The 25,832-nt window shown below is 41.6% G+C and carries 26 protein-coding genes; 16 read left to right on the top strand and 10 right to left on the bottom strand.

Annotated features, from left to right (window positions below; translation table 11 throughout):
* Positions 1-12: 12 nt before the first annotated feature.
* From M1G05_RS06885 to M1G05_RS06870, 4 genes are all read right to left on the bottom strand, one after another.
* Complete coding sequence (locus M1G05_RS06885; protein ID WP_247953406.1) at positions 13-924, bottom strand: DUF4097 family beta strand repeat-containing protein; 912 nt, start codon at positions 922-924, stop codon at positions 13-15.
* Positions 917-1,510, bottom strand: a complete 594-nt coding sequence (locus tag M1G05_RS06880; protein WP_247953405.1) for a DUF1700 domain-containing protein — start codon at positions 1,508-1,510, stop codon at positions 917-919. The genes M1G05_RS06885 and M1G05_RS06880 overlap by 8 nt, the downstream gene beginning before the upstream one ends.
* The gene (locus M1G05_RS06875; RefSeq protein ID WP_000273858.1) at positions 1,497-1,823 is read right to left on the bottom strand and encodes a PadR family transcriptional regulator; all 327 of its coding nucleotides are present in this window, start codon (positions 1,821-1,823) and stop codon (positions 1,497-1,499) included. Before M1G05_RS06875 ends, M1G05_RS06880 begins: the two co-directional genes overlap by 14 nt.
* A gap of 138 nt (positions 1,824-1,961) precedes the next feature.
* Entirely contained in the window at positions 1,962-3,128 is a 1,167-nt protein-coding gene (locus M1G05_RS06870; RefSeq protein ID WP_049499175.1) for a CynX/NimT family MFS transporter, read from the bottom strand.
* A gap of 154 nt (positions 3,129-3,282) precedes the next feature.
* Here M1G05_RS06870 and M1G05_RS06865 point away from each other — a divergent pair, with 154 nt between their 5' ends.
* The gene (locus M1G05_RS06865) at positions 3,283-4,113 is read left to right on the top strand and encodes a glycosyltransferase (RefSeq protein WP_247953404.1); all 831 of its coding nucleotides are present in this window, start codon (positions 3,283-3,285) and stop codon (positions 4,111-4,113) included.
* Positions 4,114-4,353: 240 nt separating this feature from the next.
* Complete coding sequence (locus M1G05_RS06860) at positions 4,354-6,204, top strand: polysaccharide biosynthesis protein (RefSeq protein WP_001035713.1); 1,851 nt, start codon at positions 4,354-4,356, stop codon at positions 6,202-6,204.
* A gap of 108 nt (positions 6,205-6,312) precedes the next feature.
* Here the strand turns inward: M1G05_RS06860 and M1G05_RS06855 are convergent, their stop codons facing one another.
* From M1G05_RS06855 to sdaAB, 3 genes are read right to left on the bottom strand one after another with little or no spacing between them, the layout of a single operon-like run.
* Complete coding sequence (locus M1G05_RS06855) at positions 6,313-6,945, bottom strand: HAD family hydrolase (RefSeq protein WP_049543176.1); 633 nt, start codon at positions 6,943-6,945, stop codon at positions 6,313-6,315.
* 21 nt (positions 6,946-6,966) lie between these two features.
* The gene (gene sdaAA, locus M1G05_RS06850; RefSeq protein ID WP_247953403.1) at positions 6,967-7,839 is read right to left on the bottom strand and encodes an L-serine ammonia-lyase, iron-sulfur-dependent, subunit alpha; all 873 of its coding nucleotides are present in this window, start codon (positions 7,837-7,839) and stop codon (positions 6,967-6,969) included.
* A gap of 8 nt (positions 7,840-7,847) precedes the next feature.
* Positions 7,848-8,519: an L-serine ammonia-lyase, iron-sulfur-dependent subunit beta gene (gene sdaAB, locus M1G05_RS06845; RefSeq protein WP_000838912.1), complete on the bottom strand. Its 672-nt coding sequence runs from the start codon at positions 8,517-8,519 to the stop codon at positions 7,848-7,850.
* 239 nt (positions 8,520-8,758) lie between these two features.
* Between sdaAB and apf the strand changes: the two genes are divergently transcribed.
* The 3 genes from apf to M1G05_RS06830 all read left to right on the top strand — a co-directional run bounded on the left by apf (position 8,759) and on the right by M1G05_RS06830 (position 11,320).
* Complete coding sequence (gene apf / locus M1G05_RS06840; protein WP_247953402.1) at positions 8,759-9,409, top strand: aggregation-promoting factor; 651 nt, start codon at positions 8,759-8,761, stop codon at positions 9,407-9,409.
* 138 nt (positions 9,410-9,547) lie between these two features.
* A complete protein-coding gene (locus M1G05_RS06835; protein WP_049500743.1) occupies positions 9,548-10,420 on the top strand; it encodes a helix-turn-helix domain-containing protein in 873 nt (290 codons plus the stop codon).
* A gap of 312 nt (positions 10,421-10,732) precedes the next feature.
* Positions 10,733-11,320, top strand: coding sequence for a hypothetical protein (locus M1G05_RS06830; RefSeq protein ID WP_049543167.1), 588 nt, complete (start codon positions 10,733-10,735; stop codon positions 11,318-11,320).
* A gap of 105 nt (positions 11,321-11,425) precedes the next feature.
* On the opposite strand, the gene M1G05_RS06825 is transcribed toward M1G05_RS06830, so the two are convergent.
* Positions 11,426-12,310 carry a helix-turn-helix domain-containing protein gene (locus M1G05_RS06825; protein ID WP_247953401.1) on the bottom strand — a complete coding sequence of 295 codons (885 nt, stop codon included), beginning with the start codon at positions 12,308-12,310 and terminating at the stop codon, positions 11,426-11,428.
* A gap of 268 nt (positions 12,311-12,578) precedes the next feature.
* On the opposite strand from M1G05_RS06825, the gene M1G05_RS06820 reads away from it, so the two are divergent.
* The 7 genes from M1G05_RS06820 to mnmG all read left to right on the top strand — a co-directional run bounded on the left by M1G05_RS06820 (position 12,579) and on the right by mnmG (position 20,861).
* Positions 12,579-13,166: a two-component system regulatory protein YycI gene (locus tag M1G05_RS06820; RefSeq protein ID WP_247953400.1), complete on the top strand. Its 588-nt coding sequence runs from the start codon at positions 12,579-12,581 to the stop codon at positions 13,164-13,166.
* A gap of 149 nt (positions 13,167-13,315) precedes the next feature.
* The gene (locus M1G05_RS06815; RefSeq protein ID WP_247953399.1) at positions 13,316-15,424 is read left to right on the top strand and encodes a bacteriocin-associated integral membrane family protein; all 2,109 of its coding nucleotides are present in this window, start codon (positions 13,316-13,318) and stop codon (positions 15,422-15,424) included.
* Positions 15,421-16,050 (top strand): ABC transporter ATP-binding protein, encoded by a 630-nt coding sequence (locus M1G05_RS06810; protein WP_049500733.1) that lies wholly within the window; start codon positions 15,421-15,423, stop codon positions 16,048-16,050. Before M1G05_RS06815 ends, M1G05_RS06810 begins: the two co-directional genes overlap by 4 nt.
* 750 nt (positions 16,051-16,800) lie before the next feature.
* On the top strand, positions 16,801-17,922 hold the full coding sequence (gene mnmA, locus M1G05_RS06805) for a tRNA 2-thiouridine(34) synthase MnmA (protein ID WP_001282954.1): 1,122 nt from the start codon (positions 16,801-16,803) through the stop codon (positions 17,920-17,922).
* Positions 17,923-18,062: 140 nt separating this feature from the next.
* Entirely contained in the window at positions 18,063-18,518 is a 456-nt protein-coding gene (locus M1G05_RS06800) for an NUDIX hydrolase (RefSeq protein ID WP_033685615.1), read from the top strand.
* Between the two features lie 8 nt (positions 18,519-18,526).
* Positions 18,527-18,958, top strand: a complete 432-nt coding sequence (locus M1G05_RS06795) for an NUDIX hydrolase (protein WP_033685614.1) — start codon at positions 18,527-18,529, stop codon at positions 18,956-18,958.
* Complete coding sequence (gene mnmG / locus M1G05_RS06790; protein WP_247953398.1) at positions 18,948-20,861, top strand: tRNA uridine-5-carboxymethylaminomethyl(34) synthesis enzyme MnmG; 1,914 nt, start codon at positions 18,948-18,950, stop codon at positions 20,859-20,861. Before M1G05_RS06795 ends, mnmG begins: the two co-directional genes overlap by 11 nt.
* Positions 20,862-21,152: 291 nt before the next feature.
* Here mnmG and rnjA read toward each other — a convergent pair whose 3' ends face one another.
* A complete protein-coding gene (gene rnjA, locus M1G05_RS06785; RefSeq protein WP_049500725.1) occupies positions 21,153-22,832 on the bottom strand; it encodes a ribonuclease J1 in 1,680 nt (559 codons plus the stop codon).
* A 1-nt stretch (position 22,833) separates the two neighbouring features.
* On the bottom strand, positions 22,834-23,067 hold the full coding sequence (locus M1G05_RS06780; protein WP_000639571.1) for a DNA-dependent RNA polymerase subunit epsilon: 234 nt from the start codon (positions 23,065-23,067) through the stop codon (positions 22,834-22,836).
* Between the two features lie 280 nt (positions 23,068-23,347).
* Between M1G05_RS06780 and M1G05_RS06775 the strand changes: the two genes are divergently transcribed.
* The 4 genes from M1G05_RS06775 to tsaD all read left to right on the top strand — a co-directional run bounded on the left by M1G05_RS06775 (position 23,348) and on the right by tsaD (position 25,785).
* Positions 23,348-23,563, top strand: coding sequence for a hypothetical protein (locus M1G05_RS06775; RefSeq protein WP_247953397.1), 216 nt, complete (start codon positions 23,348-23,350; stop codon positions 23,561-23,563).
* A gap of 104 nt (positions 23,564-23,667) precedes the next feature.
* Positions 23,668-24,351, top strand: coding sequence for a tRNA (adenosine(37)-N6)-threonylcarbamoyltransferase complex dimerization subunit type 1 TsaB (gene tsaB / locus M1G05_RS06770; RefSeq protein WP_000865697.1), 684 nt, complete (start codon positions 23,668-23,670; stop codon positions 24,349-24,351).
* Positions 24,348-24,785 carry a ribosomal protein S18-alanine N-acetyltransferase gene (rimI, locus tag M1G05_RS06765; protein WP_247953396.1) on the top strand — a complete coding sequence of 146 codons (438 nt, stop codon included), beginning with the start codon at positions 24,348-24,350 and terminating at the stop codon, positions 24,783-24,785. The genes tsaB and rimI overlap by 4 nt, the downstream gene beginning before the upstream one ends.
* The gene (gene tsaD / locus M1G05_RS06760; protein ID WP_247953395.1) at positions 24,775-25,785 is read left to right on the top strand and encodes a tRNA (adenosine(37)-N6)-threonylcarbamoyltransferase complex transferase subunit TsaD; all 1,011 of its coding nucleotides are present in this window, start codon (positions 24,775-24,777) and stop codon (positions 25,783-25,785) included. The genes rimI and tsaD overlap by 11 nt, the downstream gene beginning before the upstream one ends.
* Positions 25,786-25,832 lie beyond the last annotated feature (47 nt).

Below are 25,832 nucleotides of genomic sequence, written 5' to 3'. Positions count from 1 at the left end.
TAAGCGCTTTTGTCAACGTCTGTTTGGTATGGATATTAGCTCAATATTATTATCAGCTCTAGCAATGAGTTGATCCTTGACATCGGTTTTTTCAGTTTTGTAAGGGTTGCTTAATTCCGTACCTCTTGATTCAGGCTCTTCTCTTGTGAATTGGTGAATAGAACCATAGTTACTTGAGATGTCCCAGTTAATTCGTTGGTTCTCTTTCTGGTCTAGGATGATTCTGAGATACTTTTTGGCAGTCAGTTCAACCTTACCATGGACTTGGATATTTTCAGAGTGGAAGTGCTTCTCTGTTGACTCTAGTTGACTATCTGTAAGGTCTGTATCAAAGATATTAACGATATTAGGGGTTGTGAGTTTACTGTTTTTGATACGACTTCCTTCAATTCGGAGGAGATAGCCATTTGTATTGAGAGTTGCATTTTCAAGGCTAGCATTTATGATGGTGGTTTGTCCACGATTGGCTGACACGTTGATCCCTTTTAGACTTCTTCCTTTTGGAACTTGGAGAATAACTTCATTAAAACGACTAGAGTAGCTACTTGCGATATGGAGAATCCCGCCAATTCCAGAAGAGAGCAATGGACTTTCAGACAGTTTCTTATCAGTGAGGCTTAGAGTTTTGTCGTTTTGATTTGTGACAAGATCATGGTTAGCAGAAATAGATGGATGATAAGAAATGTGGATTTGATCATCGAAAGAGTCTGTGATGGTGAGCGCGTGTTGGTGGAGCGTAATATCTAGGTTTTCGACTTCCTTGCCAAAGGTCAGCTCTTCCATCTGACTATCATAGACAGGTTCCTTGGACATGGCAAGTAGGCTCTTGATTCCGTCAGATTGGATGCCTACAAAGAGCAGGATAAATCCGATAACGGTAGTCACCACACCAAAAATGAGAAATCCTTTTGTCAATTTACGCATGCTGGTCACCTCTCTTTCCTTTTTTGAGAACAAATTGCACCAGGCGAACAATGAGTAGACCGAAGAAGCGAGCTACATAGGAAATACCTAGTAAGACTAGTGAAGAAGCACCGATAGCCAGTAAACCAGCACCAAAAATCAAGATAAAGGCTGATTTAGCTTGGGCTAAGACAGTGAAACTTTCAACTAAAAATAGGAATCCGCCGATGATACCAAGTATGGAAACCGCAAAGAAAGCCAAGATGACAGTCAAGGCTGCCACAAGGATTGCGAACAGGGTCACGAGGATGGCGATTCCCAGAGGAATACCGATAGGGGCTGCAAGGAGAGCTAACAAGGCGATATGCAAAATTTGTCGGTTATTCTTTTGAGCAGGCGCTTCATTGATTTTTTTATCTAGAAGATTTGATAGAACTTCGTGGGCTGCTTCCTTAGGAGTTCCCAAGCTAGCGATGAGTTCTTCTTCTCCCTCGACTCCAGCATCGTCAAAGAGTTCTCTGAAATAGTCCATGGCTTCGATGCGATCAGCTTCAGGTAGTTTCTTGAGATAGAGTTCTAGCTGAGTCAGGTATTCAGTTCTTGTCATGGCGGATACTCCCTTCTATGATGCCATTGATGGTGTCTGTATAAAGTGCCCATTCATCTTTTAGGGTCACGAGCTGTTCTATACCACCATTTGTCAAGGAGTAGTATTTGCGCATGCGACCTTGGAACTCTCTAGAATAGGTTGTCAGAAAGCTATTGCCCTCCAATTTTTTGAGAATGGGATAGAGTGTAGATTCTTTGATATTAGCGATCAGCTTAATGGTTTGGCTAATCTCATAACCATAAGAATCATCCTGCTCCAGTACGGCCAAGATGAGAAATTCAATCAAGGCAGAGGATGTTGGAAAGTACATGGGGAACCTCCTTTTCTAATGTGTAAGATTTTTATATATAATTTTTCTACACATACATTGTACATCTAAATGAAAGCCCTGTCAAGAGAAATGTGTAAAATTTTTATATATAAAAAACTTCTAGCCAAAACTAGAAGTTTAGAGGATTTTATCAGCTCTGTCCACTGTAAAGAGGGCCACAGTCATCAGGATATCGACGAGTAAGAGGGCAGCTACAGCTGGTACCCAAGAGTGGAAAAGGTCAAAACTGTAACCAAAGAGGGTTGGTCCAAAGGCTGCTAGGATATAGCCTCCTGTTTGAGATAGACCGGACAATTGGGCCGTCTTTTCAGGAGCGCTTGTCTTGAGTGAAAAATTGACCATGAGATAAGGGAAGAGGGCACTGGTTGCGGTTCCGATGAGGAGATGGATGGCAAGCCAGTAAAAGAAATTACCGATTGGGAAAAAGAGCATGGAAATACCGACCACACCAGCTAGTGAAACCAGAGTGAGCATGAGCTGACGGTTACGAGTAGATAAACTGGTTGTCAGGCTTGGGATGGTCATTGAAAAAGGAATGCTAATCAGGGAGAAGATAGAGGTCAGCAAGCCAGCTTCGTGACTGGATAGGCCTGCATGGATGGCCATGGTAGGTAGCCAGGTCATAGCGGTGTAAAAGAGTAAGGATTGAAAACCTGCAAAGACAATCACTGCCCAGACCTGTTTATTACGCATGACCTTTGCTTTGCTTTTTTGTTTGGTTTGTGGAGCTAGTCTGTGATTATAGCGGTGATTTGGGAGCCAGACCAAAAAAGTTGCTAGACAGAGCAGGGTGAGGAGGATGATAAGTCCTTTCCAAGAACTGGCTTGTGTAATAGGCACGGCTAGATAGGAAGCCAGAGCCGTCGCAATCCCCATAGAGGTTACATATAAGGTGGTCAGAAAACCAATCTTCTTTGGTTGATTGGCTTGGATGAGACTAGGAAGCAGCACATTGATGACTGCGATACTTGCCCCAACCATCAAGGTTCCTAGATAGAGCAGGGGCAGATTGATTAGTCGAATGAGAGAACCGATGGTCAAGAAGAAAAGGCTGTAGGTGAAGAGATGCTCCAAGCCGATTTTTTGAGCCAGTCGGGTAGAAAAGAGTGAGAAGAGGGTAAACATGAGGAGGGGAAGGCTGGTCAAGACACCAAGCGAACTAACTTCTACTCCCAACCCTTGCGAAATATCTCCCAAAATAATGGGTAAAACAGTAAAAGGAGTCCGCAAGGAAACACCAATCAGGATAATACCTGGAACAAAAAAGAGTGATTGCTTTTTCATATAATACCTCTTCTAGCTGATTTTAATAACAGCTTATTTTAAGGCTTTTTCCCTATAATGTCAAGTAAGGTTTTGGGCTTTCAAGATAAAAATGGGAAAGTCTTGAAAATTATGATAAAATAGTGGAAGGAAATCTATACATTGGAGAAAAACTGTGTCTGAAAAGCAAAAAATCAGCGTATTGATGTCGGTCTATATCAAGGAAAATCCGACATTTTTAAAGGATGCTATTGAGAGTGTTCAAAATCAGACTCTGAAACCGAGCGAATTGGTTCTGGTTGAGGATGGGCCTTTGACACCTGAGCTCTATCAGGTATTAAACCAAGTGGAAGCCCAGTCTGAAATTCCAGTGAAACGCTATCCTCTTGAGCAGAATCAAGGTTTGGGTCTGGCTCTTCGACAGGGTGTTTTGCAGTGTCAGTATGATATTATTGCCCGTATGGATACGGATGATATAGCAGTTCCAGACCGTTTTGAGAAACAGGTTCAGCTAATGGAGAAGGACAAGCTCGACCTATTAGGTGGACATATTGCAGAATTTATTGACAATCCTGATGAGATTGTTTCTTACCGTCGTGTTCCAACCCAGCATGCAGAGATTGTGGCTTATCAAAGGATGAGAAGTGCCTTTAACCACATGACTGTCATGTTCAAGAAGGACATGGTTCTCAAGGCAGGCAACTATGAGGATGGCCTTTATATGGAGGATGACCTCCTCTGGCTCAATATGATTGCTGCAGGAGCCAAGACTGGAAATCTGGATCAAATCTTGTGTAAGGTTCGTGTTGGAGCAGGGATGTTTGAGCGTCGTGGGGGACTGCGTTACCTTAAACTCTATCGTCAGGCTCGTCAGCGCATGCTGAAGAGAGGGCAAATTTCTTACATGGAGTATGCCAAGAGTGTTGCCATTCAGATGGTTGTTGCTCTTTGTCCAGGATTTATCCGACAGTTTATTTTTATGAAACTGTTACGAAAAAGCAAGTAAAAGATTGTAGCAAATCGTAAACTTTAGAAAAAGTGTTATAATAACAATATAATACTCTTCGAAAATCTCTTCAAACCGCGTCAACGTCGCCTTGCCGTAGGTATATGTTACTGACTTACGTCAGTTCCATCTACAACCTCAAAACAGTGTTTTGAGCAACCTGCGGCTAGTTTCCTAGTTTGCTCTTTGATTTTCATTGAGTATAACCATCGAGCTCTTTTAAAGGAGGAGTAAATTTCTATGAATAAAAAACTCACAGATTATGTGATTGATCTGGTGGAAATTTTAAATAAACAACAAAAACAGGTTTTCTGGGGAATATTTGATATTTTGAGTATGGTGGTTTCCATCATTGTATCTTATATTTTATTCTACGGCTTGATTAATCCAGCACCTGTTGACTACATTATCTATACGAGCTTGGCCTTCCTGTTCTATCAATTGATGATTGGATTTTGGGGGCTGAACGCTAGTATTAGTCGTTACAGCAAGATTACGGATTTCATGAAAATCTTTTTTGGTGTGACTGCTAGCAGTATCTTGTCATATAGTATCTGCTATGCCTTCTTGCCACTTTTTTCAATCCGTTTCATCATTCTCTTTATCTTGTTGAGTACTTTCTTGATTTTATTGCCACGGATTACTTGGCAGTTAATCTACTCTAAACGCAAAAAGGGAAGTGGTGATGGAGAACACCGTCGGACCTTCTTGATTGGTGCCGGTGATGGTGGAGCCCTCTTTATGGATAGTTACCAACATCCAACTAGTGAATTAGAACTTGTCGGTATTTTGGACAAGGATTCTAAGAAAAAGGGCCAAAAACTTGGTGGAATCCCTGTTTTGGGTTCATATGATGATCTGCCTGAATTAGCCAAACGCCATCAAATCGAGCGTGTTATCGTTGCGATTCCGTCGCTTGACCCGTCAGAATATGAACGTATCTTGCAGATGTGTAATAAGCTGGGTGTCAAGTGTTACAAGATGCCTAAGGTTGAAACGGTTGTTCAAGGACTTCACCAAGCAGGTACTGGCTTCCAAAAAATTGATATTACGGACCTTTTGGGACGTCAGGAAATTCGTCTTGACGAATCGCGTCTGGGCGCAGAACTGACAGGTAAGACAATCTTAGTCACAGGTGCTGGTGGCTCAATCGGTTCTGAAATCTGTCGCCAAGTTAGTCGCTTCAATCCTGAACGCATCGTCTTGCTCGGTCATGGGGAAAACTCAATCTACCTTGTTTATCATGAATTGATTCGCAAGTTCCAAGGGATTGATTATGTACCGGTTATTGCCGATATTCAAGACTATGACCGTTTGTTGCAAGTCTTTGAACAGTACAAGCCAGCTATTGTTTATCATGCGGCTGCCCACAAGCACGTTCCTATGATGGAGCGCAATCCAAAAGAAGCCTTCAAAAACAATATCCGTGGAACTTACAACGTTGCTAAGGCTGTTGATGAAGCTAAAGTACCTAAGATGGTTATGATTTCGACAGATAAGGCGGTTAATCCACCAAATGTTATGGGAGCAACCAAGCGCGTGGCTGAGTTGATTGTCACTGGCTTTAACCAACGTAGCCAATCAACCTACTGTGCAGTTCGTTTTGGGAATGTTCTTGGTAGCCGTGGTAGTGTCATTCCAGTCTTTGAACGTCAAATTGCTGAAGGCGGGCCTGTAACGGTCACAGATTTTCGCATGACCCGTTACTTTATGACCATTCCAGAAGCTAGCCGTCTGGTTATCCATGCTGGTGCTTATGCCAAGGATGGAGAAGTCTTTATCCTTGATATGGGCAAACCAGTCAAGATTTATGACTTGGCCAAGAAAATGGTGCTTCTAAGTGGCCACACCGAAAGCGAAATTCCAATTGTTGAAGTTGGAATCCGTCCAGGCGAAAAACTTTACGAAGAACTCTTGGTATCGACCGAACTTGTTGATAATCAGGTTATGGATAAGATTTTCGTTGGTAAGGTTAATGTCATGCCTCTAGAAGCCATCGATCAAAAGATTGAAGAGTTCCGCACTCTTAGTGGAGATGAATTGAAGCAAGCCATTATCGCTTTTGCAAATCAAACCACCCACGTTGAATAAAAAAGAAAAACGCATATTATCAGTTCTGAAGAATCTTGGTAATATGCGTTTTGTTATGTAGAAACTTGCTCCATTTTCTTCTGAGATGGGGTTGTCGCCCAGTCTATGTTATTGAAAATAGGCCAAAACTTCTATGGGTTTGTGAGCGATATAATCAGGCTGATAGTTTAGCAAATCTGCTTGCTCCCCAAATCCCCAAGTGACGGCTAATTTCTGAATGCCTGTTTCTTGAGCACCCAGCATATCAAACTTGGTATCTCCGATGATGATAGCTTGTTCTGGGGCTAGTTGATGTGTCTGCAAGGTTTGGCGAATGACATCTGCCTTATGGTGTGCTTCAGGGCTGGAACCATAAATGCCATCAAAGAAATGATAGATTCCCAAGTTTTTAGTCATGTCTTGAGCGGTTGGAGTATTCTTTGTAGTGGTGATATAAAGAGGGTAATTGCTCGATAACTTCTCAAGCAAGTCTACGACCTGAGGAAAGAGTTGAGCTTCATGGATGCCTTTTGCCTTATAGTAAGAACGGTATATCTGGACAGCCTCAGAAATTTGGTCTTTGGGAAGGCAGGTCGCAAAACTACTTTCGAGGGGCGGTCCCATAAAACTACGAATGGTTTTGGCATCAGGGCTAGGCACCCCTAGCTCTTTAAAGGTATGGGTAAAGGCATTGTGAATCCCGATAGAACTGTCAACGAGGGTTCCATCCAGATCGAAAAAAATCGCTGTGATAGAGGTCATGGTTTCTCCTATTTGATAAGCTTATTCTTCGAAAATTTCTTTTTGGAGACGACGACCAGTAGGGGTGGCAGCGAGTCCACCTTCAGCTGTTTCACGAAAGGCAGTTGGCATGCTTGATCCTACTTGGTACATAGCATCGATAACCTCATCCACAGGGATTTTAGATTCGATACCTGCCAAGGCCATATCTGCTGCGATGAAGGCAAAGCTAGCTCCCATGGCATTACGTTTGACACAGGGAACTTCGACCAAACCGGCAACAGGGTCACAGATGAGGCCTAGCATATTTTTAATGACAAAGGCAATGGCTTGACTGGCCTGATAAGGTGTTCCACCAGCAGCTAGAGTCAAGGCAGCAGCACTCATAGCAGAGGCAGAGCCGACTTCGGCCTGACAGCCACCCTCAGCGCCTGAGATAGAGGCATTGTTTGCGATGACTAGTCCAAAGGCACCGGCAGCAAAGAGGAAATCCAGCTGTTGCTCGTGGCTGAGGTCTAATTTTTCAATAGCAGCAGTGAGAACGGAAGGCAGACAGCCAGCACTTCCCGCGGTCGGAGTGGCGCAGACCAAGCCCATTTTGGCATTGTGTTCATTGACTGCAATGGCATTTCGGGCAGCAGAGAGAATCGTGTAATCTGACAGAGTTTTTCCGTTTTTGATGTAGTGATCCAATTTGGCAGCATCTCCACCTGTCAGGCCACTACGAGATTTATTTTCATTGAGGCCAAGTTGGACAGAGGCTTTCATGACTTCTAGATTGCGTTCCATGAGAAGGAAGACTTCTTCACGTTCGCGACCAGTCAATTCAAACTCTGTTGTAATCATGAGTTCTGCGACATTTCCTTGAAAGTCCAGTTCTGCCTGCTCGACCAATTCTTTGATAGAATAAAACATGCTTCCTCCTATTTAAAGAAATTGACATTGTGGAGATGAGGGATTTTTCGAATTTCTTCGATAGCCTCATCACAGTTGCGACTGTCAACTTCGATAATCATAATGGCTTTTTCACCAGCTTTTTCACGAGTGACATTCATCTGGGCGATATTGATACCATAGCGGGAAAGTGCCTCTGTTACGAGGGCAATCATACCTGGAATATCTTGATGAACAATGATGATAGTTGGTGTATTCATATTGAGAGAGACGGCAAAGCCATTGAGTTCGGTGACCTGAATATTTCCTCCACCGATAGAAATACCAGTCACGCTGATGGTCTTGTGCGCATTTTTGACGGTAATTTTAGTAGTGTTTGGGTGAGGGGCATTGCTGTCTTTCTGAATGGTCCAGACAATCTTGATGCCACGCTTGTGGGCAATTTCCAGGCTGTTTGGAATTTCAGGATCATCTGTATCCATGCCCAAAATACCTGCAACAAGGGCTAGGTCTGTTCCGTGACCACGATAGGTTTTGGCAAATGAGTTAAATAGTTGGAATTCGACTTCTGTCGGAGTATCATCAAAAATGGAAGAGACAATCTTCCCAATACGAACAGCACCAGCTGTATGGCTACTAGATGGGCCAATCATAACTGGTCCGATGATATCAAAGACAGATTGAAAACGAAGTGATTTCATCAGTTTCCCCTTATAAAAATTCTTATCTCTATTATATCAAAGAATGAAGGTCTTGGCTTTAATTGTGGATGAAAACCTTTTTACACTACAAATAGCATAAAAAAGCATCTTTTGTAACAAAAAATAGCTTATTTAGGGAAATAAAAAATAATTTTGTAATATTTCTACATAAAAGTGTCAAGAAACGGTAATATTTAAAGGGTATGATAGAACTATAGAAAGAAGGAGAATTTTCAAATATGAAATCAACAACTAAAAAGATTAAAACAACTCTTGCAGGAGTAGCTGCCTTGTTTGCAGTATTTGCTCCATCATTTGTATCTGCTCAAGAATCATCAACTTACACTGTTAAAGAAGGTGATACACTTTCAGAAATCGCTGAAACTCACAACACAACTGTTGAGAAATTGGCAGAAAACAACCACATCGACAACGTTCATTTGATTTATGTTGGTCAAGAGTTGGTTATCGATGGTCCTGTAGCACCTGTTGCAACACCAGCGCCAGCTACTTATGCGGCACCAGCTGCTCAAGATGAAACTGTTTCAGCTCCAGCAGCAGAAACTACAGAAGTAGTAGAAGAAGCAGCACCAGCTGCAAGCGCTCCTGTAGCAGAAGAAACTGTTGCTACAGCAGAAACTTCAGCACCAGCCGCAACTGTAAGCGGATCTGAAGCAGAAGCTAAAGAATGGATTGCACAAAAAGAATCAGGTGGTAGCTATACAGCTACAAATGGACGTTACATTGGACGTTACCAATTGACAGATTCATACTTGAACGGTGACTACTCAGCTGAAAACCAAGAACGTGTAGCAGATGCTTACGTTGCAGGACGTTACGGTTCATGGTCAGCCGCTAAAAACTTTTGGCTTAACAACGGCTGGTATTAAGAAATAGGGGAAAGAGCTTTGAATAGCTCTTTTTTCTTTCCTTTTTAGAATCCTGTTCACACTATGTAGACAATCTGATATAATCTTCTCAAAAAAGTAGTATAATGTTTTTATAGAATATAAATAGTGGTGGTTAGCATGCATGCATTATTAGCAACAAGATTAAAAAATAAGCGAAAAGAGTTGGGGTGGTCGCAAAAAGAGTTGGCAGAAGGAATTTGCCAACAAACTCAGATAAGTCGAATGGAACAAGGCAAATATATGCCAGGAGCAGATTTGTTATATAAATTATCTGAAAAAATGGGCTTAAATATGGACTATTTCTTTTCAGGAGAAATTTCGAAAGAGTTTCTAGGCTTGTCTGCTTTCAAGAGATTGTCTGAAACATTATTGGAAAATCAAGATTATGCCTCTTTGAAATATGCTTTTGAGGGAGAGAGAAAGCAACAGACTTCTTTATCTTTTGATGAAAAGATTTATCTGGACTGGATAGATGCCATTCTAACTTATCAATGTGAACATCAATTAAAACTAGCTATTTCAAAAATAGAGGACATCCTTAGTAGGATTAGTATTGATAAAGTGGATTACTTATATATTTTGAATACCCTGCTGATTTTCTTAGGCTATGATGAGGATAAGGAGAAATTTGAGCAACTATATGATCAGGTTTCCGTAGCCCTTTCAAAAATCGATACTAGTGTGCGTGAACAAATTGAGTTGTATATCAAAATAAAATACAATTATTGTTACCACCTTTGGAAACAGGAGGAGATGGATAAGTCCAGAGCGCTATTATTGGAGATAATTGAATTTTGTAACAAATATCATAGTAGCTTTAGGTTAGCAGATTTATATTGTTTATTGGGAAATGTAACAGAAGATCTTGATATCTCTGTTGCTAAGGACTATTATATGAAAGCTAAGGTGCTTTATCTAATTGAAAATAATGAAGTCAAGGCGCTCAAGGTGGAACAATATCTAATGGATAAGCAGTCAGATAATGTATAAGGATAGCAAAAGCTATCTTTTTTATGTGTAAAATATAACTATAATTCTTCTTTTTGAAAACATTTAATATTTGCTTTAATTGCTTGACAGGTTATATATGTTGATTTATAATATAGGTGAAACGGGAGGTGTGCAAGCGTTGACAAATTCAGTGACCTTAACTTTGTATTTAGTCGAGAATTATGATGTAGCTAGAAAAGAAAGAATTCTAGTTTGACAATCTTACCAGTCTTATTTAAAGTTGTTATGGAACTATTTTCAAAATAAATAGGCCTCTGCTTTGGGCGGAGTAGTGAATCAGGAGGTTAAGTGATGAACTACAATGTAAAATATCTCTTATCAGGAATATTTATTATAGTCTTTATAGGTTTTCTAGTCTGGATGCGTTATTTTAATCAGAGGAAGGAAGAAGAGCATTCGGATGTGTCTTTTGAAGCGAGGTTAGATAGTGAGGTCAAGGCCTTATATAAACAACTAGGATTGGGTGAGGAGCCTCATTATTTCTTAGCGTATCGCTACCTACATCCTTGGTTCAACTTGGCGATTTTACCACCAACAGTTGAAATTTTCTTAACTAAAATAGCGCTGGTGATGGTAACTCCAGATGAACTACTAATAAGAAATCTTGGGAATGGGATGACTTTCACAAGTGAGCATCATCGTGATTTGCGGCAAGGACTTATCCGCATTCCAAAATCAGAGATGAAAGAATTTGAGATTCGCAACTGGAAAAGAGTTTTTATATTTGGCGATTTTTTGACAATTAAAACAAGCCAACATAGCTATTATTTGCAGGTTAGAGATGATGGACTTCAAAAGGGAAGTCTCTCTACCAAACATTTCTCAGACTTGAAACGACAAGATTTTCTAGGATTATTGACAGATAAAAGAACATTCTGATTGACAATTGCCCAAAAAACAAATCTCCGAACGTTCAAACATTCAAAAACCACACAGTGTTTCTTTCAACTTGATTGTATTCAAGATTGGAATGACAGTGTGGTTTTATTTAGAAGCTAAGCTTTTTTCTCTTTCCTTCGGTTGATAATGGGTCTCTACTTCTTTTTTGAGAAAGGCTAGAATGGAAGTTTCATCGGTCAGCTCTAGAAGGGAGAACCCTTTTTGGATAAGTTTGGCATCATCCCTACAAATCCCAATACGGACATAGCAGACAGCAAGCATATCGTAGCTTTTCTTGTTCTTGGCATCCTCTAGTAAAGTATAGCAGATTTGTTGACACATGTTTTTGTCTTGATGGTATAAGTAAATGGTGGAAAGGTTGAGTAGGATTGCCATTCGTAAGTCGTATAAATGTTGGTAGTTTTTATAGACTTCTAAGCGTTGCAGGATTTTTCCAGTAATGAGATGGAGGTGTTCAATTGGAAAGCTGAAAAGGATGGTATTGAGGATTTTTAGGTCACTTTCATACCATGTATCTTGTTTTTCAATTTTTTCCCAAAGCTTTTTGATAGTTTGTTTCACTTGGTCTGACAGTTCTCCAGTCCCATGTTGACGGATATGAATGATAATTTCCAACATATCTCTGATTTCTTCTATGGGCAGGTCGTGGTGGATTTTGAGATAGTCTTGGCATGTTTCAAAAAAATTAACTAGATCACTGCTACCAATGATGGAATTCATATTGAGATAGGTTTGCATGATTTCTGTTCGTTGGCTAGGTTGATAGAGGTGGCAGATATAGTCAAACTCTTCAAAACTCATATTAATCTGTCGGAGAAGAAACTCCATATTTTCATATTTGGGAGTTACCTTACCACTTTCAATCTTTGATAGGCTAGTTCTTGAGAGAACATTTCCACAGACCTCTTCTTGGGTCAATCCTTTTGACTCACGTATTTCTTTATAGACCTTTCCAAAATCATAACGCATGATTTTCTCCTTTTAGTGAAAAAAGTTAACAAATAATAAAATCCTATTAAAAATATTGTATCATAGTAATATAAAAAGTAGAAAAGAAAACTAAAATAAGCTTGGTATAATTTTAAAATGGGTTTAACGGGCACTATGATTTAGCTAAAAGAAGAAAGAATTCTAGTTTGATACAATATTACCCGTCTTATTTAAAGTTGTTATGGAACTATTTTCAAAATAGATAGGCCTCTGTTTTAGGCAGAGGCGTGAATCAGGAGGTTAAGTGATGAACTACAATGTAAAATATCTCTTATCAGGAATATTTATTATAGTCTTTATAGGTTTTCTAGTCTGGATGCGTTATTTTAATCAGAGGAAGGAAGAAGAGCATTCGGATGTGTCTTTTGAAGCGAGGTTAGATAGTGAAGTCAAGACCTTATATAAACAACTAGGATTGGGTGAGGAACCTAACTATTTCTTAGCTTATCGCTACTTACACCCTTGGTTTAATCTAGCGATTTTACCACCAACAGTTGAAATTCTCTTAACTAAAATAGCACTAGTGATGGTAACATTAGATGAATTGCTAATAAGAAATCTTGGAAATGGGATGACTTTCACAAATGAGCATCATCGCGATTTGCGGCAAGGACTTATCCGCATTCCAAAATCAGAGATGAAAGAATTTGAGATTCGCAACTGGAAAAGAGTTTTTATATTTGGCGATTTTTTGACAATTAAAACAAGCCAACATAGCTATTATTTGCAGGTTAGAGATGATGGACTTCAAAAGGGAAGTCTCTCTACCAAACATTTCTCAGACTTGAAACGACAAGATTTTCTAGGATTATTGACAGATAAAAGAACATTCTGATTGACAATTGCCCAAAAAACTAACCTCTAAATATTCAAAAGCCACGCAGTGTTTGCAGCCTTGAACACAATTAAGCTGAGAGAATCACTATGTGGTTTTATTGGAAAGTTAGTTTTTCCCAGTTTCGTCTCTTCACGGGAGGTATCTCTATGAAAAAAATCAGTCATCTTTGTATGCTCCTGCTCTTGCTGTGTACTACGTTTTTTGTCCTGAATGTAAATGTTACACGAGAAATAGTGCGGATTCAGGAGATGGGTAAGACAGCTTATTCATTTGACTTGTACTTGAAAGATGTCACTAAACCGACAGAAACTATTCTCCAGTTTTTTGAAGAGGTTACAAGTCAAGACAAGGTCTCTATTATCAAAGTAGATAATGGCGATGAGGTGGTCAAGGCTGGTGTTTTTGATAAGGAAACCTTCCCCTATCAGGAGTTCGGTCTGACTTCTCTTGATTTTTCAAAGAATGAGAAGGGAGTCTACAGCAACCAGAACCTTCCCAATAATCTAGGAACCATTCCCACCTTTTTAAAGGTGAAACTCATTCGACTCCAGACCTTCCAATCCTATATTGAGGATAAATCTCATACTGTAAATGGGCGCTATATGATTACCTCCAGCAAAGAGATAGATCGTGATACCATTCTACAAAAGTGGAGTGATTTTTTCCAGATAGATAAGACGATTTTATTAGAACCCACTTACCGAAGTCAGGTTGGAGTGCTAAATCAAGCTTTGTTACTATCTATCATTATCTTCATCTTAGCAATCTTGCTTGTGATTTTAATGACAGTTTATCAGCCGATGATGGAGATGAAACGAGTGGGGGTTCAAAAGTTACTTGGTTTTCAAAGCAGGGCGATTTTAGCTGGTTTTGTAAAGACTAATTTTTATCTTCTCTTGGGTGGAAGTCTTATCATTGACTTGGGACTATTTTTAGTGCTGGACTACAGACCAAAACTTTTGTTTCCAAGTTTACTCTTATCCCAATTTCTGCTTTTACAGTTGTATTTGTTCATCAGTTGGCTGACCTACCTGATGATTCAGAAAATGACAGTCAGTTCCATGTTGAAAGGTTTTTCATCTGTCAAACTTGGTCTCATCTTCAATTATGTGATGAAAATAGGGACAACTATTTTACTGACGGCCTTACTGATTGGGGTGGGCAGAAGTTTAGAACAAGAAAACAAAGAACTTGCTTATCAGCAACAGTGGGTAAGCCAAGGGAATTACCTGACCTTAGAAACCTTCCAACTCAATGATAACCTGTGGCAAGAAGAGCTAGCAGGGTCAGGAAAATCTACAGATTATTTCTACCAATTTTATCAAGATTTGCTAGCAAAAACACAAGTAAACTATGTGCGAGGTGCGAGTCTTCCTATCAAACCAGTCATCAAAGCTGAACAAGTACAGCAGTACCAACTGCCTGATAAGGTAGATGTTTACTATGCAAACCGTCAATTTTTAGAGAGTCAGGGCTTTAAGTTACCTGATATCGGCACTAAAAAGGTGATTTTGTTGCCAGCCAGTGACAAAGGACAAGAAGGCAAGAATCAGTTCTTGGGAAAATCCATCGCCTATCTTTCTATGAGGTATGAAGATCAGCAAAAGCAAAGGATAGAAGATATGGATGTAGAAATTGCCTACTATGAAGGAGATTGGTCTTTCTTCCCTTATAATAATGAGCGAAAGGAAAATCTCCACAATCCAATCATTAGTCTGGTAAATGATCAAGACATGATGTGGGAAGAAAAGACTCACTTGTCAACGACAGGTTTAAACAATCCGATGAAAGTTGAAAATACAGAACAAAATCAAAAAGTGATTACAGAGTTAGTCGATAACTTATCTGATGGTAGCTATTTAAAATTTTCATCGATTCAAGCAATTCAAGAGGAGATAGTTGATACCTATCGGGATTCTGTTCGTAATTTTAACGTTCTTTTTGCCTTATTTGCTCTTCTCAGTATGATTGTCTCCTACTTTTTACTCATTACCACTTTCTTGTTGAAGCGCAGGGATATCATTACCAAGAAGTTTATGGGGTGGAAACTGGTCGATCGCTACCGTCCTCTCCTCGTTCTACTTTTGTTGGGCTATAGTCTCCCTCTTCTAGTATTGATTTTCTTTGCCCATGCGCTCTTGCCACTCCTGCTGTTTGCAGGCTTTACATGTCTGGATATACTATTTGTGTTAGTCTTGGCTTCTAGGATGGAGAAAAGAAGTCTAGTAGAGTTATTGAAAGGGGGCATCTTATGATTGAGTTGGAAAATATTACCAAAACCATTGGAGGAAAAGTGATTTTGGATCACTTATCTCTCAGGATTGATCAGGGAGATTTGGTTGCCATCGTTGGAAAAAGTGGTAGTGGTAAGTCGACCTTGTTAAATTTATTAGGTTTGATAGATGGTGATTATAGCGGACGGTATGAGATTTTTGGTCAGACAAATCTAGCGGTCAATTCTGCCAAGTCGCAAACAATAATCCGTGAACATATCTCTTATCTGTTTCAAAATTTTGCCCTGATTGATGATGAAACGGTCGAGTACAATCTCATGCTGGCGCTGAAATATGTGAAATTGTCCAAGAAAGACAAGCTCAAAAAGGTGGAAGAGATTTTAGAGAGAGTAGGTTTGTCAGCTACGTTGCATCAAAAGGTCTCCGAGTTGTCTGGTGGCGAACAACAACGAATTGCAGTTGCTAGAGCCATCTTAAAACCCAGCCAGCTGATTTTAGCCGATGAACCAACAGGTTCTCTGGATCCTGAAAATAGAGATTTGGTCTTGAAGTTTCTCTTAGAGATGAATCGAGAAGGGAAAACAGTCATTATTGTGACCCACGATGCTTATGTAGCCCAACAATGTCATCGAATCATTGAATTGTGAAAAATACAGAAATCTTATCAAAAATCTTTAGATTTAAGGATACCTTTAAAATTTAATTTTAAAACACTCATTTATCAACATTTTTTGATTGATAAAAATAGGAAATTGGTTGTTTTTGGGAGATTCCCTAAAATCACCTCCTAACCACACGTACTAAAAAGATACTTCCTATGGAAATCGTATGACTCTGAAGCTTCGAATAGTTCAGTTTTCATGATTTTTATGCTATTCTAGCTTTAAAATCCTTTAGAACGTAAAATTTTAAGCAGTCAAAGACTTAGAATATCCCTAAAACATTTATTTTATAGCAATTCTAAACGTAGAATTGCGTGGATATGTATGGATTTAATCTGTTCGATAGTTAGAACAGCTCTATTCTGGGAAATCTGAGCGATCAATGGTTTAGAACAGCATTTCAACAATGGATTTTGTTCAAGGATTGATTATTTTATGAAAGAGGTTGGTCGATTATCAGCCTCTTTCTTGTCTTCTCCAACCAAGCATGTTATAATGAATACTGCTCAAGCGACCTTCAATCGTTAAGCACACACGACCTTCAATCGTGAACTAGTCATTTCGTTTATCTTTTATTACGTCGTTAACTCGTCTTGCCTAACTCAGGTTATGCCTACGACTCGTTGCCTAGTACTAAAAGCAAACGAAATGACTATACTCAAATAAATTCTATTGAAAGTCATAGTAAATAGAATTTTGAGGGGTATAAATAAACGAATAGATGGGAGACTTACCATGAGTGATAACTCTAAAACACGTGTTGTCGTGGGGATGAGTGGTGGTGTTGATTCGTCGGTGACGGCTCTTTTGCTCAAGGAGCAGGGCTACGATGTGATCGGTATCTTCATGAAGAACTGGGATGACACAGATGAAAACGGCGTCTGTACGGCGACCGAAGATTACAAGGATGTGGCTGCGGTGGCAGACCAGATTGGCATTCCCTACTACTCTGTCAATTTTGAAAAAGAGTACTGGGACCGCGTTTTCGAGTATTTCCTAGCGGAATACCGTGCAGGGCGCACGCCAAATCCAGATGTTATGTGTAACAAGGAAATAAAGTTCAAGGCCTTTCTGGACTATGCCATGACCTTGGGAGCAGACTATGTAGCGACTGGGCATTATGCCCGAGTGGCGCGTGATGAGGATGGAACAGTTCACATGCTTCGTGGCGTGGACAATGGCAAGGATCAGACCTATTTCCTTAGCCAGCTTTCGCAAGAACAACTTCAAAAAACCATGTTCCCCTTGGGACATTTGGAAAAGCCTGAAGTTCGCAGACTAGCAGAAGAAGCAGGCCTTGCAACTGCTAAGAAGAAAGACTCGACAGGGATTTGCTTTATCGGAGAAAAGAACTTTAAAAACTTTCTCAGCAACTACCTGCCAGCTCAGCCTGGCCGCATGATGACTGTAGATGGTCGTGATATGGGCGAGCATGCTGGGCTTATGTACTATACGATTGGTCAGCGTGGTGGACTTGGTATCGGTGGGCAACACGGTGGTGACAATGCCCCTTGGTTCGTTGTCGGAAAAGACCTAAGTAAGAACATTCTCTATGTAGGACAAGGATTCTATCATGATTCGCTCATGTCAACCAGCCTAGAGGCTAGCCAAGTTCACTTTACTCGTGAGATGCCAGAAGAGTTTACGCTCGAATGTACGGCTAAATTCCGCTACCGTCAGCCTGATTCTAAGGTGACCGTCCATGTCAAAGGAGACAAGGCAGAGGTTATCTTTGCGGAGCCACAGCGTGCGATCACACCAGGACAGGCAGTTGTCTTTTACGATGGCGAAGAATGTCTAGGTGGTGGTTTGATTGACAATGCTTATCGAGATGGACAAGTTTGTCAGTACATTTAGATTGACAAATTTTCTCAATTTGCTACAATAATAAAAGCAATAGAAATGATGGTCAAAGCTCATGGATGTTGCAGGCTTTTTTGTCCTGCACTTCTTTGGAGTTTTGACTGTTTTTGTGTCGTTTAAGGGAAAGGACAAGAATGACTCAACAAGACTTTCGGACAAAAGTAGGAAATACAGTTTTTGGTGTTCGGGCGACAGCCTTGATTCTCCAAAATCGCAAACTTCTAGTCACCAAAGATGAGGGCAAGTATTATACTATCGGCGGTGCAATTCAAGTCAATGAAAGCACGGAAGACGCAGTAGTCCGTGAAGTGAGGGAAGAACTGGGTGTCAAAGCTCAAGCTGGGCAGCTAGCTTTTGTGGTTGAAAATCGTTTTGAACAGGACGGTGTTTCCTATCACAATATCGAGTTTCATTATCTGGTGGATTTGCTTGAAGATGCTCCATTGACCATGCAGGAAGATGAGAAAAGGCAGCCCTGTGAATGGATTGACATAGACAAGCTTGAGGGTATCAATCTAGTTCCAGTCTTTTTGAAAACAGCCCTGCAAGATTGGGACGGCCAACTAAGACACATCCATCTTGAGGAATAGGAGAGAAAATGATGGTTAAGCTTATTGCCCATGTACTTGTTCATAGTGGTGATGATTATTTGCTCATTCAGCGTTCGGAAATTAAAAGAGGACAACCCAATGTTTATCCAACTTACTGGGATATTCCTGGTGGCGGGGTTGAAAAGGGTGAACTTCCGCGAGATGGAGCTCTTAGAGAATGTATTGAAGAAGCGGGAGTTCGGCTAGATAACAGTTCGCTCAAACTTCTTCATGAAGATAGTCAACTGGATACCTCTAAGGATACGGTCTTTACTCGCTTAGTTTATAAAGCAGAGTGGGTTGGGGAGAAGCCAATTATCAGATTAGATCTTGAAGAGCATACGCACTTTAAATGGGTTACTATGGCTCAAGCTCTAGAGGAGGAGAAGTTAGTTCCTTATTTACGAGAAATTTTTGAAAGGTTAAGAAATGACATATAATTTTACTGAAGAATACGATATTATTGTAATTGGTGCGGGACACGCTGGGGTCGAGGCTTCCTTGGCCGCTAGCCGTATGGGTTGTAAGGTCTTGCTTGCGACTATCAACATTGAAATGCTGGCTTTCATGCCTTGTAACCCCTCTATCGGTGGTTCTGCCAAGGGAATTGTTGTGCGTGAAGTCGATGCCCTCGGTGGTGAAATGGCTAAGACCATTGACAAGACTTACATCCAGATGAAGATGCTCAACACAGGGAAGGGGCCAGCTGTCCGTGCCCTTCGTGCGCAAGCTGATAAGGAACTTTACTCTAAGGAAATGCGCAAGACAGTTGAAAATCAAGAAAATCTGACCCTTCGTCAGACCATGATTGATGAGATTTTGGTGGAAGATGGCAAGGTTGTCGGTGTGCGTACAGCGACCCATCAAGAATATGCTGCTAAGGCTGTTATCGTGACGACAGGGACTGCCCTCCGTGGGGAAATTATCATTGGAGACCTTAAGTATTCATCAGGTCCTAACCACAGCTTGGCTTCTATTAACCTTGCTGATAATCTCAAGGAATTAGGACTCGAAATCGGTCGTTTCAAGACAGGAACACCTCCACGTGTCAAGGCTTCTTCTATCAATTACGACGTGACAGAGATTCAGCCAGGAGACGAAGCGCCTAATCATTTCTCATACACTTCACGAGATGAGGATTATGTCAAGGACCAAGTGCCATGCTGGTTGACCTACACCAATGGTACCAGTCATGAGATTATCCAAAACAATCTCCACCGTGCGCCTATGTTTACAGGTGTGGTCAAGGGAGTGGGGCCTCGTTACTGTCCGTCGATTGAGGACAAGATTGTGCGCTTTGCAGACAAGGAACGTCACCAACTCTTCCTTGAGCCAGAAGGGCGCAATACTGAGGAAGTTTATGTCCAAGGACTTTCAACCAGTCTGCCTGAGGATGTCCAGCGTGACTTGGTTCATTCCATCAAAGGGTTGGAAAATGCTGAGATGATGCGAACTGGTTATGCCATTGAGTATGACATGGTCTTGCCTCACCAGTTGCGTGCGACTCTGGAAACCAAGAAAATCTCCGGACTTTTCACTGCTGGTCAAACAAATGGAACGTCAGGTTACGAAGAGGCAGCAGGCCAAGGGATTATCGCGGGTATCAATGCGGCTCTGAAAGTCCAAGGCAAGCCTGAGTTGATTTTGAAGCGTAGTGACGGTTACATTGGGGTCATGATTGATGACTTGGTGACCAAAGGAACCATTGAACCTTACCGTCTTTTGACCAGTCGTGCTGAATACCGCCTCATTCTCCGCCATGACAATGCTGATATGCGTTTGACTGAGATGGGACGTGAGATTGGCCTTGTGGATGATGAACGTTGGGCTCGTTTTGAAATCAAGAAAAATCAATTTGACAATGAGATGAAGCGCCTAGATAGTATCAAACTCAAACCAGTCAAGGAAATCAATGCCAAGGTTGAGGAGATGGGCTTCAAGCCGTTGACCGATGCAGTGACGGCCAAGGAATTCCTTCGCCGTCCAGAAGTTTCTTACCAAGATGTGGTGGCCTTCATCGGGCCAGCTGCTGAGGACTTGGATGACAAGATTATCGAATTGATTGAAACAGAAATCAAGTACGAAGGTTACATCTCAAAAGCTATGGATCAGGTTGCCAAGATGAAACGCATGGAAGAAAAACGCATTCCAGCCAATATTGACTGGGATGACATTGATTCTATTGCAACCGAAGCCCGTCAGAAGTTCAAACTCATCAATCCAGAAACCATCGGTCAAGCCAGCCGTATTTCGGGAGTAAACCCAGCAGATATTTCTATTTTGATGGTGTATTTGGAAGGTAAAAATCGTAGTATTTCTAAAACTCTTCAAAAATCAAAATGATACGTCGTCGGCTTCGGCTCACCTAACTCAAGTTATGCTTTCGCCTAGCCTTCTAGTCTGATTTCGATTTTTATTGAGTTTTAATCTCAAAAGAAAGCATAGAGAAAAACAGCTCCGAAAAACGGGGCTGTTTTGTTGACTTGTACTCAATGAAAATCAAAGAGCAAACTAGGAAGCTAGCCGTAGGTTTCTCAAAGCACTGCTTTGAGGTTGTAGATAGAACTGACGAAGTCAGTAACATATATACGGCAAGGCGAAGCTGACGTGGTTTGAAGAGATTTTCGAAGAGTATTATTCTTCATCTGGTGTGAGAATCATAGGGATGATGATCGGTTCACGTTCTGTATTTTCATAAAGGAAGGGGCGAATAGCGTTGACAATGGCACCATTGACAGATTGCACGCTAGCATCCTTGTTTTTCAGTGCGATACGAATGGCATTGAAGAGGATGCGTTGGCTTTGGCGAATCAAGTCGCCAGACTCTCTCATGTAGACAAAGCCTCGACTGAGGATGTCTGGACCAGATAGAATCATCTGCGATTTGAAGTCAACAGTTGCGACTGCCAGAACGACACCGTCTTCAGATAGATCACGACGATCTTTGAGGACAGCTGCGCCGATTTCACCGATACGATTTCCATCGACATAGATGTCTTGGGCGTTGAAATGACCTGCAATACGAGCTGAGTTAGCAGTAAGGGCAAGCACATCACCATTGCTCATGATAAAGATATTGTCCTTCTCAACACCAGTATCCACCGCAAGTCCAGCATGGACTTTTTGCATGCGGTATTCACCGTGAACAGGCATGAAGTATTTTGGCTTAATCAAGCGGAGCATAAGTTTTTGCTCTTGTTGGCCACCGTGTCCAGATGTATGGATATTGTTAACCTTACCGTGGATAACTTCGACACCAGCTTCTGAAATGATGTTAATCAGCTTGTTGACGCTAGTAGTGTTTCCAGGGATTGGGCTAGAAGAGAAGATAACCGTATCACCGGGTTGGAGTTGTACCTGACGGTGGGTTCCGTTGGCGATACGAGAGAGGGCTGCCATTGGCTCGCCCTGACTACCTGTACAGAGGATGAGAACCTCGCCTGCAGGGTAGTCTTTTATTTCATTTGGCTCGATAAAGGTTCCCTTAGGAGCTTTGATGTAGCCAAGGTCGATTCCGTTGACAATGGCCTTTTCCATAGAACGACCAAAGACCGCAATCTTGCGTCCAGTCTTAACAGCGGCTTCTGTTGCTTGTTGGAGACGGAAGATATTTGAGGCAAAGGATGCAAAGATGATACGTCCCTCTATGCCTTGGATAATCTTCATGATGGACTGGCCAACGACTTTTTCAGAGTTGGTAAAGGTTGGAATTTCTGCATTTGTCGAGTCAGACAGGAGACAGAGTACACCGTCTTCACCAAGAGCTGCCATACGGTGCAAATCTGCTGGTTCACCAACTGGTGTTAAGTCAAACTTGAAGTCACCCGTACAGACAATTTTCCCTTGAGGAGTATGAATGACAATCCCCAAAGGTTCTGGAATAGAGTGAGTCGTTCTAAAGAAAGTTGCCTTGAGATTTTTAAAGGTCAACTCAGTATTGTGGTTGATTTCGTAAAGTTTGGCGTTGCGCAAGAGGCCGTGTTCTTCGAGTTTTCCACGGATCAAAGCCAAGGCAAGCGGTCCAGCATAGATAGGGACATTTGCTTGCTTGAGTAGGAAAGGAATCCCACCGATGTGGTCCTCGTGTCCGTGGGTAATCAAAACAGCCTTGACGCGGTCGATATTGTCGACTATGTAAGAGTAGTCAGGGATAACATAGTCGATACCAAGCAAGTCATCTTCTGGGAATTTAATCCCAGCATCGACGATGATAATCTCGTCTTGGTATTCAATTCCGTATGTGTTTTTCCCGATTTCTCCCAGACCACCGATGGCAAAAACGCCGACTTCTTCAGGTTTAAGAGTGTAGGCCATATTAGAACTCCGTAATTTCGAAGGCGCCAGTTTCTTTTTCGTAATCTAGCAATTTGTCAGACAAGAGTTCGATATACTCGATATTGTACTCTGGGCGATTTTCTTCGACAAGTTGGCGAGCAGCGATACGGCCCTCAAGTTCTGAGTTAGCATCGATGTCTAGGTATAGTGCGCGTGTTGTTTCACGACGTGGGCTACGTTCTTTTGTTTCTTGATAAAAAACTTTGTAAATCATATAGTTCCTTTCTATTTTACAGGTCAGCTTATTCCAAACTTTTAGCATAGATTTGCTTGATTTCATTCCATTTTGTGTCTAGATTGACCTTGATTCGTTACAATTATTTCAATTATACCACAAAATGAAAAATTAGTAAAAGACGGAAACGAGAAAGTCACAGGACGATTTCTTTGGTAATCGTTTGCAAAAATAAAGAAAATATGTTATTTTGATAATGGGAATGATTTTTATCGCTTGTCATAATTCCATATAGATTTTAAGTCAAGGAGGCTGCCCTATGTATAACTTATTTTCTTTTGCTATCGGAGCTCGCTTGGTAGCTTTTATTGTTTTTGTTGCTTGCGTTTATGCGGGGAATCTTCTATTTGCCAAACTGGAACAACGACAAAGCAAGTTCTTGTGGAAAATTACCTTTGTGACTCTCTACTCGCTTTTTCTCCTCCTCGTAACCTATGTCGTTTGGTTTGTATTTTACTTTGGATTAAATGCTTAGATGCCTTGCTCATGCTGGGGCGTTTTTGTTTGGGGATAAAGAAAATTCCCATGTGCCAGCTTTTGTAGTATAATAGTAAGCAGACAAAAAGATAGGAATGTGTTATGAAAGTATTAGCTTTTGATACGTCCAGCAAGGCTCTTTCTCTCGCTATTTTAGAGGACAAGCAGGTTCTTGCCGAGACGACGATTAATATTAAGAAAAATCACAGTATTACCCTCATGCCTGCCATCGATTTTTTGATGGCAAGTTTAGATTGGACACCCAAGGACTTGGATCGAATCGTGGTGGCTGAAGGACCGGGTAGCTACACGGGCTTGCGAATTGCGGTAGCCACTGCTAAGACTTTGGCTCATACTCTGAACATTGAGTTAGTTGGTATGTCGAGCCTCTTGGCTCTGGTGCCCTACCAACAAGAAGGTTTGTTCGTCCCTTTGATGGATGCTCGTCGCAACAATGTTTATGCAGGATTTTATGAAAATGCTAAACCTGTCATGCCAGAAGCACACCTGCCCTTTGAGCGAGTGATTGAGCTAATCAAGGGTGCTAGTCAAGTAACCTTTGTCGGAGAAGTTGGCCCCTTTGTTGAGCAGATTCAAGAACACTTGCCAAGGACTAATTACAAAGAAACCTTGCCTAATGCAGCCAATCTTGCTCTTTTGGCTTGGGACAAGGAAGCAGACTCCTTGCATGACTTTGTGCCGAATTACCTCAAACGTGTTGAGGCTGAGGAAAACTGGCTCAAGAACCATACCGAGTCTGGTGAGTCTTATATTAAACGTCTATGATAGAAATCAAACGAATCCAACAGCAGTCTGACCTGGCTCAAGCCATCTATGCTGTTATGGCGGATGTTTACCCAGTCAGTCCTTGGACGCTGGAACAAATTCAAGCAGACCTGGCTCAAGACCAGACTTGGTATGCTTTGGCTTATGATGGGGCAGAAGTGATTGGCTTTCTAGCTGTGCAGGAAAATATCTTTGAGGCAGAAGTCCTGCAAATCGCTGTCAAAGGAGTTTATCAGGGTCAGGGAATTGCGTCAGCCTTGTTTGCTCAATTGCCGACAGACAGGGAGATTTTCCTCGAAGTCAGAAAGTCAAATCACCGAGCGCAAGCATTTTACAAGAAAGAAAAAATGGCAGTCATCGCGGAGAGAGTAGCCTACTACCATGATCCAGTCGAGGACGCCATCATCATGAAGAGAGAAATAGATGAAGGATAGATATATTTTAGCATTTGAGACATCCTGTGATGAGACCAGTGTCGCCGTCTTGAAAAACGACGACCAGCTCTTGTCCAATGTCATTGCTAGTCAAATTGAGAGTCACAAACGTTTTGGGGGCGTAGTGCCTGAAGTAGCCAGTCGTCACCATGTCGAGGTCATTACAGCCTGTATCGAGGAGGCTCTAGCAGAAGCAGGAATTACCGAAGAGGACGTAACAGCTGTGGCGGTTACCTATGGACCGGGCTTGGTCGGAGCCTTACTAGTTGGTTTGTCAGCTGCCAAGGCCTTTGCTTGGGCACATGGGCTTCCGCTGATTCCCGTTAACCACATGGCTGGCCACCTCATGGCCGCTCAGAGTGTGGAGCCTTTGGAGTTTCCCTTGCTAGCCCTCTTGGTTAGCGGTGGGCACACAGAGTTGGTTTATGTTTCGGAGGCTGGTGACTACAAGATTGTTGGGGAAACGCGAGATGACGCGGTTGGTGAGGCCTATGATAAGGTTGGCCGTGTCATGGGTTTGACCTATCCTGCTGGTCGTGAGATTGACGAGCTAGCTCATCAGGGACAGGATATTTATGATTTCCCTCGTGCCATGATTAAGGAAGATAATCTGGAGTTTTCATTCTCAGGTTTGAAATCGGCCTTTATCAATCTTCACCACAATGCCGAGCAAAAGGGAGAAAGCTTGTCCACAGAGGATTTGTGTGCTTCCTTTCAAGCAGCTGTCTTGGATATTCTTATGGCAAAAACCAAGAAGGCCTTGGAAAAATACCCTGTTAAAACCCTGGTTGTGGCAGGTGGCGTGGCAGCCAATAAAGGCCTCAGAGAACGCCTAGCAACTGAAATCACAGATGTCAAGGTCATCATTCCACCTCTGCGTCTTTGCGGAGACAATGCAGGTATGATTGCCTATGCCAGCGTCAGCGAGTGGAACAAAGAAAACTTTGCAAACTTGGACCTCAATGCCAAACCAAGTCTTGCTTTTGATACGATGGAATAAAATGGAGTCTGTCTGATTACAATCAGCAGACTTTTTTCTCTTTCCTG

The sequence above is a fragment of the Streptococcus mitis genome (genome assembly GCF_023109515.1).
In the GTDB taxonomy this organism is placed as follows: Bacteria; Bacillota; Bacilli; order Lactobacillales; family Streptococcaceae; genus Streptococcus; species Streptococcus mitis_CS.
The sequence above is the reverse complement of the archived record's forward strand: the minus strand, read 5'-3'. Positions and strand labels throughout refer to the sequence as shown.